Annotated in this window: 13 protein-coding genes; all 13 read left to right on the forward strand. The window is 63.8% G+C overall.

The genetic code is table 11. The annotated features are described in order from the left end of the window. Positions 1 to 253 (forward strand): EF-Tu C-terminal domain-related protein (locus RLN94_RS05650; protein ID WP_502949478.1); only part of this gene is annotated, 253 nt, incomplete at its 5' end. Between the two features lie 83 nt (positions 254 to 336). Next, the gene (rpsJ, locus tag RLN94_RS05655) at positions 337 to 645 is read left to right on the forward strand and encodes a 30S ribosomal protein S10 (protein ID WP_007817142.1); all 309 of its coding nucleotides are present in this window, start codon (positions 337 to 339) and stop codon (positions 643 to 645) included. A gap of 14 nt (positions 646 to 659) precedes the next feature. Beyond that, positions 660 to 1,523, forward strand: a complete 864-nt coding sequence (gene rplC / locus RLN94_RS05660) for a 50S ribosomal protein L3 (RefSeq protein WP_350131303.1) — start codon at positions 660 to 662, stop codon at positions 1,521 to 1,523. Continuing rightward, positions 1,520 to 2,137: a 50S ribosomal protein L4 gene (gene rplD / locus RLN94_RS05665; RefSeq protein WP_350126597.1), complete on the forward strand. Its 618-nt coding sequence runs from the start codon at positions 1,520 to 1,522 to the stop codon at positions 2,135 to 2,137. The genes rplC and rplD overlap by 4 nt, the downstream gene beginning before the upstream one ends. Then, positions 2,134 to 2,430 (forward strand): 50S ribosomal protein L23, encoded by a 297-nt coding sequence (locus tag RLN94_RS05670; protein WP_350126590.1) that lies wholly within the window; start codon positions 2,134 to 2,136, stop codon positions 2,428 to 2,430. Before rplD ends, RLN94_RS05670 begins: the two co-directional genes overlap by 4 nt. A gap of 607 nt (positions 2,431 to 3,037) precedes the next feature. Further along, positions 3,038 to 3,880 (forward strand): 50S ribosomal protein L2, encoded by an 843-nt coding sequence (rplB, locus tag RLN94_RS05675; RefSeq protein WP_350126593.1) that lies wholly within the window; start codon positions 3,038 to 3,040, stop codon positions 3,878 to 3,880. A gap of 3 nt (positions 3,881 to 3,883) precedes the next feature. After that, a complete protein-coding gene (gene rpsS, locus RLN94_RS05680; RefSeq protein WP_057819270.1) occupies positions 3,884 to 4,162 on the forward strand; it encodes a 30S ribosomal protein S19 in 279 nt (92 codons plus the stop codon). Positions 4,163 to 4,165: 3 nt separating this feature from the next. Next, a complete protein-coding gene (gene rplV / locus RLN94_RS05685; RefSeq protein WP_300895666.1) occupies positions 4,166 to 4,546 on the forward strand; it encodes a 50S ribosomal protein L22 in 381 nt (126 codons plus the stop codon). Then, a complete protein-coding gene (gene rpsC, locus RLN94_RS05690; protein ID WP_350158824.1) occupies positions 4,546 to 5,253 on the forward strand; it encodes a 30S ribosomal protein S3 in 708 nt (235 codons plus the stop codon). The genes rplV and rpsC overlap by 1 nt, the downstream gene beginning before the upstream one ends. Before the next feature lie 13 nt (positions 5,254 to 5,266). After that, complete coding sequence (gene rplP, locus RLN94_RS05695) at positions 5,267 to 5,680, forward strand: 50S ribosomal protein L16 (protein WP_057819264.1); 414 nt, start codon at positions 5,267 to 5,269, stop codon at positions 5,678 to 5,680. A gap of 303 nt (positions 5,681 to 5,983) precedes the next feature. Then, positions 5,984 to 6,604 (forward strand): 2OG-Fe(II) oxygenase family protein, encoded by a 621-nt coding sequence (locus RLN94_RS05700; protein WP_350126579.1) that lies wholly within the window; start codon positions 5,984 to 5,986, stop codon positions 6,602 to 6,604. Positions 6,605 to 7,042: 438 nt separating this feature from the next. Beyond that, positions 7,043 to 7,246, forward strand: a complete 204-nt coding sequence (gene rpmC / locus RLN94_RS05705; RefSeq protein ID WP_300895669.1) for a 50S ribosomal protein L29 — start codon at positions 7,043 to 7,045, stop codon at positions 7,244 to 7,246. An 11-nt stretch (positions 7,247 to 7,257) separates the two neighbouring features. Next, complete coding sequence (rpsQ, locus tag RLN94_RS05710) at positions 7,258 to 7,488, forward strand: 30S ribosomal protein S17 (protein WP_057819255.1); 231 nt, start codon at positions 7,258 to 7,260, stop codon at positions 7,486 to 7,488. Positions 7,489 to 7,569 lie beyond the last annotated feature (81 nt).

Below are 7,569 nucleotides of genomic sequence, written 5' to 3' on the forward strand. Positions count from 1 at the left end.
CCTGACCAAGGATGAAGGCGGCCGTCACACGCCGTTCTTCGCCAACTACCGCCCGCAGTTCTACTTCCGGACGACGGACGTGACCGGCACCGTGACCCTGCCCGAGGGCACCGAGATGGTCATGCCCGGCGACAACCTGAAATTCGGTGTCGAGCTGATCGCGCCGATCGCCATGGAAGACGGCCTCCGCTTCGCCATCCGCGAAGGCGGCCGCACCGTGGGTTCCGGCGTCGTGTCGAAGATCATCGAGTAAGAACTACCCCAAGGGTTCGACGAGGGAGGCCGGGTGGTCCGGCCTTCCTCCTATCAACTCCAACGCCGCGAAAGGCTACCCCAATGCAAAGCCAAAACATTCGCATTCGGCTGAAGGCATTTGACTACCGCGTACTGGATGCCAGCACGCAGGAGATCGTCAACACCGCCAAACGGACCGGTGCCGAGGTACGTGGGCCGATCCCGCTGCCGAACAAGATCGAGAAATTCACCGTTCTGCGTGGCCCGCACGTGAACAAGAAATCCCGCGACCAGTTCGAGATCCGCACCCACAAGCGGCTGCTCGACATCGTCGACCCCACCCCGCAGACCGTGGACGCGCTGATGAAGCTCGACCTCGCCGCGGGCGTGGACGTTCAGATTTCGGTTTAAGGGAGGGTGACGATATGTTGCGCTCTGGCGTAATCGCAAAGAAAGTCGGCATGACCCGGCTTTTCATGGAGGACGGGAAGCAGGTTCCCGTGACCGTCCTTCAACTGGACAAGCTTCAGGTGGTCGCTCAGCGCACCGCCGAGAGCGACGGCTATTCGGCCGTTCAGCTGGGTGCCGGCACGGCCAAGGCGAAGCGGACCTCGAAGGCCATGCGCGGCCATTTCGCCGCCGCCAAGGTCGAGCCCAAGCGCAAGATCGCGGAATTCCGCGTGGCGCCCGAGAACATGATCGACGTGGGCGAGGAAATCACCGCGAACCACTATTTCGAGGGTCAGTTCGTCGACGTGTCGGGCACCTCGATCGGTAAGGGTTTCCAGGGCGGCATGAAGCGGCACAACTTCGGCGGCCTGCGGGCCAGCCACGGTGTGTCGATCAGCCACCGCGCCCACGGCTCGACCGGCCAGTGCCAGGACCCGGGCAAGGTGTTCAAGGGCAAGAAGATGGCCGGCCACATGGGCGCCGTCCGCGTGACCACGCAGAACCTTCAGGTCGTCAAGACCGATGCCGACCGTGGCCTGATCATGGTCAAGGGCGCGGTTCCGGGCTCGAAGGGCGGCTGGGTCACGATCAAGGACGCGGTCAAGAAACCGTTCCCGGAAAGCGCGATCCTGCCCGCGGCGCTGAAATCGGAAGCCGAGGCTGCCGCCAAGGCCGCCGAGGAAGCCGCTGCCGCCGCCGCTGCCGAGGCCGAAGCCGAAGCCAAGCGCCTTGCCGAAGAGCAGGCCGCCGCGGAAGCCGAGGCGCTGAAGGAAGCCGAGGCCGACATCGAAGCCGAGAAGGGCGACGATGACGGTGAGAAGAAGGAAGGCGAGGAATGAAACTCGACGTGATCAAACTGGACGGCGGGAAAGCCGGCTCGGTCGATCTGGGCGAAGAGATCTTCGGCCTGGACCCGCGCGCCGACATTCTTCACCGCGTCGTCCGCTGGCAGCGCAACAAGGCGCAGCAGGGGACCCACAAGGTCAAGACCCGGACCGAGACCAGCTACTCGACCAAGAAGATCTATCGCCAGAAGGGCACCGGTGGCGCCCGCCACGGCGACCGCAACGCGCCGATCTTCCGCAAGGGTGGCATCTACAAGGGCCCGGTTCCGCGCAGCCATGCGCATGAACTGCCCAAGAAGGTGCGCAAGCTGGGTCTCAAGCACGCGCTTTCCGCCAAGGCGAAAGCCGGGCAGCTGGTGGTGATCGAGGCGGCGGACGGCATTTCCAAGACCAAGGACCTGGCCAAGCAGGTCAAGGATCTGGGCTGGAAGCGCGCGCTGATCATCGACGGCTCGGAGGTGAACGCCGAGTTCGCCCGCGCGGCCGCCAACATCGAAGGTCTGGACGTGCTGCCGAGCATGGGCGCGAATGTCTATGACATCCTCAAGCGTGACACGCTGGTGATCACGAAGGCGGGTGTCGAAGCACTGGAGGCTCGACTGAAATGAGCGCGAAACCGGAACATTACGACGTGATCCGCAAGCCGGTGATCACCGAGAAATCAACCATGGCGTCGGAAGCCGGCGCGGTGGTCTTCGAGGTGGACATCGACAGCTCCAAGCCGCAGATCAAGGAGGCCGTCGAGGCGCTCTTCGGTGTGAAGGTGAAGGCTGTGAACACCACGATCACCAAGGGCAAGAACAAGCGCTTCCGCGGCATCAAGGGCACGCGGAAGGACGTCAAGAAGGCGTATGTGACGCTCGAGGAAGGCAACACGATCGACGTGACGACCGGGCTTTGAGCCCCGTCCCGGGGGCGACCCCGGGCGCTTCTGCCGGATGGTGGAAGGGTGGATGTCGACGAGGCCCCGGATCAGGTCCGGGGCGGGATGAGAAGGGAAACCCCGGCTGCGTGGAGTGGCCGGGGTTTTTCTTTGGGTGGGTTGGCACCAGCCCAACGGGGGGCAACCCGCGCGTAATCCAGGGCGAAGCCCGCCGCGCGATCGCCAGGCCGCCCCGACGGGCTGGCGATTGAGAGAGGGCGGCGTGACGTCGCGAGGTCTTTCGGATGTGAAGAGATAAAGTGGTTTCCACGCCTGTTGGTTCGCCACCCCGCGGCCTGGCGATCGCGCGGCTTAATGGCCGGAGGAGAGGTGGGTTGGCACCCACCCTACGGCGCGAGGGCCCGCAGGCGCATTTCTGCCCTTACTCCCTTGACCCGCCCCGGTCTCTCGCTTAAACGGACCCATCTGCACTGCCCCGGATTCGTCTGGGGCTGTGTTTTTATTGTTCGCGAGAACATCACCGAACCGGGGACCTTCGGGGCCCTACACCAAGGTGGGTTCACACCCACCCTACACATAGCCTCGGATCCAAGCCCGGGGCGTTAGCTAACGGAAGACAGAAAGCATGGCACTCAAGTCGTATAAGCCGACGACGCCGGGCCAGCGCGGGCTGGTGCTGATCGACCGTTCGGAGCTGTACAAAGGACGCCCCGTCAAGGCCCTCACCGAGGGTCTGACCAAGTCGGGCGGCCGGAACAACACCGGACGTATCACTGCACGACGCCGCGGGGGCGGGGCCAAACGGCTCTACCGGATCGTCGATTTCAAACGCAACAAATTCGATGTGGCCGCCACCGTCGAACGGATCGAATACGACCCGAACCGGACGGCCTTCATCGCGCTCATCCGCTACGAGGATGGCGAACAGTCCTACATCTTGGCCCCGCAGCGGCTGGCGATCGGCGACAAGGTCGTCTCGTCCGAGCGCGCGGACATCAAGCCGGGCAACGCCATGCCGTTTTCCGGTATGCCGATCGGGACGATCGTTCACAACATCGAGCTGAAGCCCGGCAAGGGCGGCCAGATCGCACGCGCTGCGGGCACCTATGCCCAGTTCGTCGGCCGTGACGGCGGCTATGCGCAGATCCGCCTGTCGTCGGGCGAGCTGCGGATGGTGCGCCAGGAGTGCAAGGCCACCGTGGGTGCCGTGTCGAACCCCGACAACTCCAACCAGGATTACGGCAAGGCCGGCCGCATGCGCCACAAGGGCATCCGCCCCTCTGTCCGCGGTGTCGTGATGAACCCGATCGACCACCCGCACGGCGGTGGTGAGGGCCGCACCTCGGGTGGCCGCCACCCGGTCACGCCGTGGGGCAAGCCCACCAAGGGCAAGCGCACCCGCAACACCAACAAGGCGTCGCAGAAACTTATCCTGCGCTCGCGTCACGCACGGAAGAAGGGCCGCTAAGACATGGCACGTTCTGTATGGAAAGGCCCCTTTGTCGATGCCTACGTCCTGAAAAAGGCCGAGGCAACGCGCGAAAGCGGGCGCAAGGAAGTCATCAAGATCTGGTCGCGCCGCTCGACGATCCTGCCCCAGTTCGTGGGCCTGACGTTTGGCGTCTATAACGGTCAGAAACACGTTCCGGTTCTGGTTAACGAAGACATGATCGGCCAGAAATTCGGGGAATACGCACCGACGCGGACCTATTACGGGCACGCGGCTGACAAGAAAGCCAAGAGGAAGTAAGCCATGGGCAAGGAGAAGAATCCCCGCCGCGTGGCGGACAACGAAGCGATGGCGAAGCTGCGCATGCTGCGCACCAGCCCGCAGAAACTCAACCTGGTTGCCGCGATGATCCGGGGCAAGAAGGTCGACAAGGCGCTGAGCGACCTGACCTTCTCGAAGAAGCGGATCGCGCAGGACGTGAAGAAATGCCTTCAGTCCGCGATCGCGAATGCCGAGAACAACCACAACCTGGATGTCGACGAGCTTGTCGTCGCCGAGGCCTATGTGGGCAAGAACCTGGTCATGAAGCGCGGCCGTCCGCGGGCACGCGGCCGGTTCGGGCGGATCATGAAGCCGTTCTCGGAGCTGACAATCAAGGTGCGTGAAGTCGAGGAGCAAGCCTAATGGGTAACAAAGTCAATCCGATTGGCATGCGCCTGCAGGTGAACCGCACCTGGGACAGCCGCTGGTATGCCGATACGAAGGATTACGGCAATCTTCTTCTGGAAGATGTCCGGATCCGCGAGTTCATCAAGGAAGAGTGCAAGCAGGCCGGCGTCAGCCGCGTGATCATCGAGCGTCCGCACAAGAAGTGCCGCGTCACGGTGCACACCGCGCGCCCCGGCGTGATCATCGGCAAGAAAGGCGCCGATATCGAGAGCCTGCGCAAGAAGCTCGCCAAGATGACCGACAGCGAACTGCACCTCAACATCGTCGAAGTGCGCAAGCCCGAGCTTGACGCCGCGCTGGTTGGCGAGAGCATCGCCCAGCAGCTCGAGCGCCGGGTCAGCTTCCGCCGTGCGATGAAACGGGCCGTGCAGAACGCGATGCGCATGGGGGCCCTGGGTATCCGGGTCAACGTGTCGGGCCGCCTCGGCGGGGCCGAGATCGCCCGGACCGAGTGGTACCGGGAAGGCCGCGTGCCGCTTCACACGCTGCGCGCCGACATCGATTATGCCCATGCGGAGGCGTCCACGCCTTACGGCATCATCGGCGTCAAGGTCTGGATCTTCAAGGGTGAGATCATGGAGCACGATCCGTCGGCCCGTGATCGCAAGGCCCAGGAACTTCAGGATGGTCCCGCGCCCCGTGGCGCCGGCGGCCGCCGCTGAGGAGGGATAAGAGATGCTGCAACCGAAGCGCACTAAATTCCGCAAGCAGTTCAAGGGCCGGATCAAGGGCGAAGCCAAAGGCGGCTCGGACCTGAACTTCGGCACCTATGGGCTCAAGGCAACCCAGCCCGAGCGCGTCACCGCGCGCCAGATCGAAGCCGCCCGCCGGGCCATGACGCGTCACATGAAGCGTCAGGGCCGGGTCTGGATCCGGATCTTCCCGGATACCCCGGTGACCTCGAAACCCACCGAGGTTCGGATGGGTAAGGGCAAGGGCTCGGTCGATTTCTGGGCCTGCAAGGTCAAGCCCGGCCGGGTGATGTTCGAGATCGACGGCGTTTCCGACGCCATCGCGAAAGAGGCCCTGCGCCTTGCCGCGATGAAGCTGCCGATCAAGACCCGCATCGTGGTCAAGGAAGACTGGTAACGTCATTTGCCTGCAAATGACGGGGCGGGGTAGCGGATTTCGAGGAAATCTGCGGACCGCCGTCCCGGAGAGAATTCGGACCCCCCGTCGAGTGATCGGCGGGGGTTTGGTTTGTTTGGGGGCACTCGCTCTACCTTTCGTGGGCACGGCGAGGTCCCGGCTCGGGGGCCGGGACGGGGGGAGTGCGCGAGGCTCGGGATTTCCTTCCCAGTGGTTTTGGCGCTTGCCCGGGCGGGACGCATCGAACAAGTGAATCGATACTGACCTCTCGCGCCGGGGCGACAGGTGGGCTAGGAGAGGGCCATGCCACAGATCGACTCGCTTTTCGTGACCCGCCTTTACCGTGCTGCGCTCAGCGAGCACGGGCCCGCCATCGACGCCGATGAGCTGGAGGCGTCGTGTTATTCCATCGCCGAGGACGACGCGGCGGGGCAGGAGTGGTGCGAGGAGAACGGCTATCCGGGCTATACCTCCTATGCCTCGCTGACCGATCTGCCGTGGCGGTTTCCGATCTTCGCGGACGTGGTCAAGGCGCTCGATGCGCATGTGGCGGCATTTGCCGAGGACCTGGAGTTCGACCTCGACGGGCGGGAGCTGAAGCTCGAGGATATCTGGATCAACATCCTGCCCGAGGGGGGCAGCCATGGCAGCCATATCCACCCGCATTCGGTGATATCGGGCACGACCTACGTGGCGATGCCGGGGGGGACCAGCGCGCTGAAGCTGGAGGACCCGCGCCATGCAAGGATGATGGCGGCGCCGGCAAGGCTGAAGGGGGCAAGGCGGGAGCTCAGGACCTTCATCTACGAGGCGCCGAAGGTGGGGGATGTTCTGCTTTGGGAAAGCTGGTTGAGGCACGAGGTGCCGGCGAACATGGCCGAGGATGACCGGATCTCGGTGAGCTTCAATTACGGGTGGGGGTAGGGTGAAATACCAAACAAGCCGGGTGCGGTTTGTCCCTGCGCGGAACAAGGGCGAAGCCCGCCGCGCCTCGACGGGCCGCCCCGACGCCACGGCGATTTGGTGGGGTAGGCGCGACGGCGGGAGGGTGGATGTGCTTGGCGGGGATAAAGTGGCGCCCACGGCCGTTGGTTCGCCGCACCGCGGCCCGTCGATGCGCGGCTTCTCGACGGGTGTGCCATTGGACACTTTGAAGCCGCCGCAAGGTGGGGTCGCATCCACCCGACGGAAATCCGAACTTCCCCCTTGCCCTGTCGCCCCACCTCCCTTATAGAGCCCAAATCCGCGAGCCCGGGATGCCCCCGGGATTCGCTTGTTTGCAATTCATCCACCGGGTTTGCAGGTGACCCTGAGCCAATCGTCAGGGGCCGACCGGTGTTTTGAGAGAAGGACGATGGCGACATGAACGCTGCAGAGCTGCGTGACAAAACGCCCGACCAGCTGCGTGAAGAGCTGGTGAACCTGAAGAAAGAGCAGTTCAACCTGCGCTTTCAGGCCGCGACCGGCCAGATCGAGAACCCCGCGCGGATGAAGACCGTGCGCCGCAACGTGGCGCGCGTCTTGACCGTGCTGAACGAAAAAGCCGCGTCTGCGGCAGCGGAATAAGGAGGCCACCCATGCCCAAGCGTATCCTGCAAGGCGTCGTGACCTCTGATGCCAACGCGCAAACCGTGACCGTCTCGGTCGAACGCCGCTTCAAGCACCCCGTGCTGCAGAAAACCATTCGTAAGTCCAAGAAGTACCGGGCTCACGACGAGAAGAACACCTACAAGGTGGGCGACAGCGTCCGCATCATCGAATGCGCGCCCAAGTCGAAAACGAAACGCTGGGAGGTGCTGGAAGCCTAAAGGCTCTCGCACACCCGGTTTGAGCGAAACCCTGGGGTCGTTACCCTAAAGGTCGGGAGAAACCAAATGATCCAGATGCAG

The organism is Roseovarius sp. (assembly GCF_040223625.1).
GTDB lineage: Bacteria > Pseudomonadota > Alphaproteobacteria > Rhodobacterales > Rhodobacteraceae > Roseovarius.

What these genes read in the sequence shown, in the direction of transcription:
- rplC (WP_350131303.1), top strand. Translation starts at nt 660, where the DNA reads ATGTTGCGCTCTGGCGTAATCGCAAAGAAAGTCGGCATGACCCGGCTT.
- RLN94_RS05670 (WP_350126590.1), top strand. Translation starts at nt 2,134, where the DNA reads ATGAGCGCGAAACCGGAACATTACGACGTGATCCGCAAGCCGGTGATC.
- RLN94_RS05700 (WP_350126579.1), top strand. Translation starts at nt 5,984, where the DNA reads ATGCCACAGATCGACTCGCTTTTCGTGACCCGCCTTTACCGTGCTGCG.
- rpsJ (WP_007817142.1), top strand. Translation starts at nt 337, where the DNA reads ATGCAAAGCCAAAACATTCGCATTCGGCTGAAGGCATTTGACTACCGC.
- rpsQ (WP_057819255.1), top strand. Translation starts at nt 7,258, where the DNA reads ATGCCCAAGCGTATCCTGCAAGGCGTCGTGACCTCTGATGCCAACGCG.
- rpsC (WP_350158824.1), top strand. Translation starts at nt 4,546, where the DNA reads ATGGGTAACAAAGTCAATCCGATTGGCATGCGCCTGCAGGTGAACCGC.
- rplD (WP_350126597.1), top strand. Translation starts at nt 1,520, where the DNA reads ATGAAACTCGACGTGATCAAACTGGACGGCGGGAAAGCCGGCTCGGTC.
- rpsS (WP_057819270.1), top strand. Translation starts at nt 3,884, where the DNA reads ATGGCACGTTCTGTATGGAAAGGCCCCTTTGTCGATGCCTACGTCCTG.
- rpmC (WP_300895669.1), top strand. Translation starts at nt 7,043, where the DNA reads ATGAACGCTGCAGAGCTGCGTGACAAAACGCCCGACCAGCTGCGTGAA.
- rplB (WP_350126593.1), top strand. Translation starts at nt 3,038, where the DNA reads ATGGCACTCAAGTCGTATAAGCCGACGACGCCGGGCCAGCGCGGGCTG.
- rplV (WP_300895666.1), top strand. Translation starts at nt 4,166, where the DNA reads ATGGGCAAGGAGAAGAATCCCCGCCGCGTGGCGGACAACGAAGCGATG.
- rplP (WP_057819264.1), top strand. Translation starts at nt 5,267, where the DNA reads ATGCTGCAACCGAAGCGCACTAAATTCCGCAAGCAGTTCAAGGGCCGG.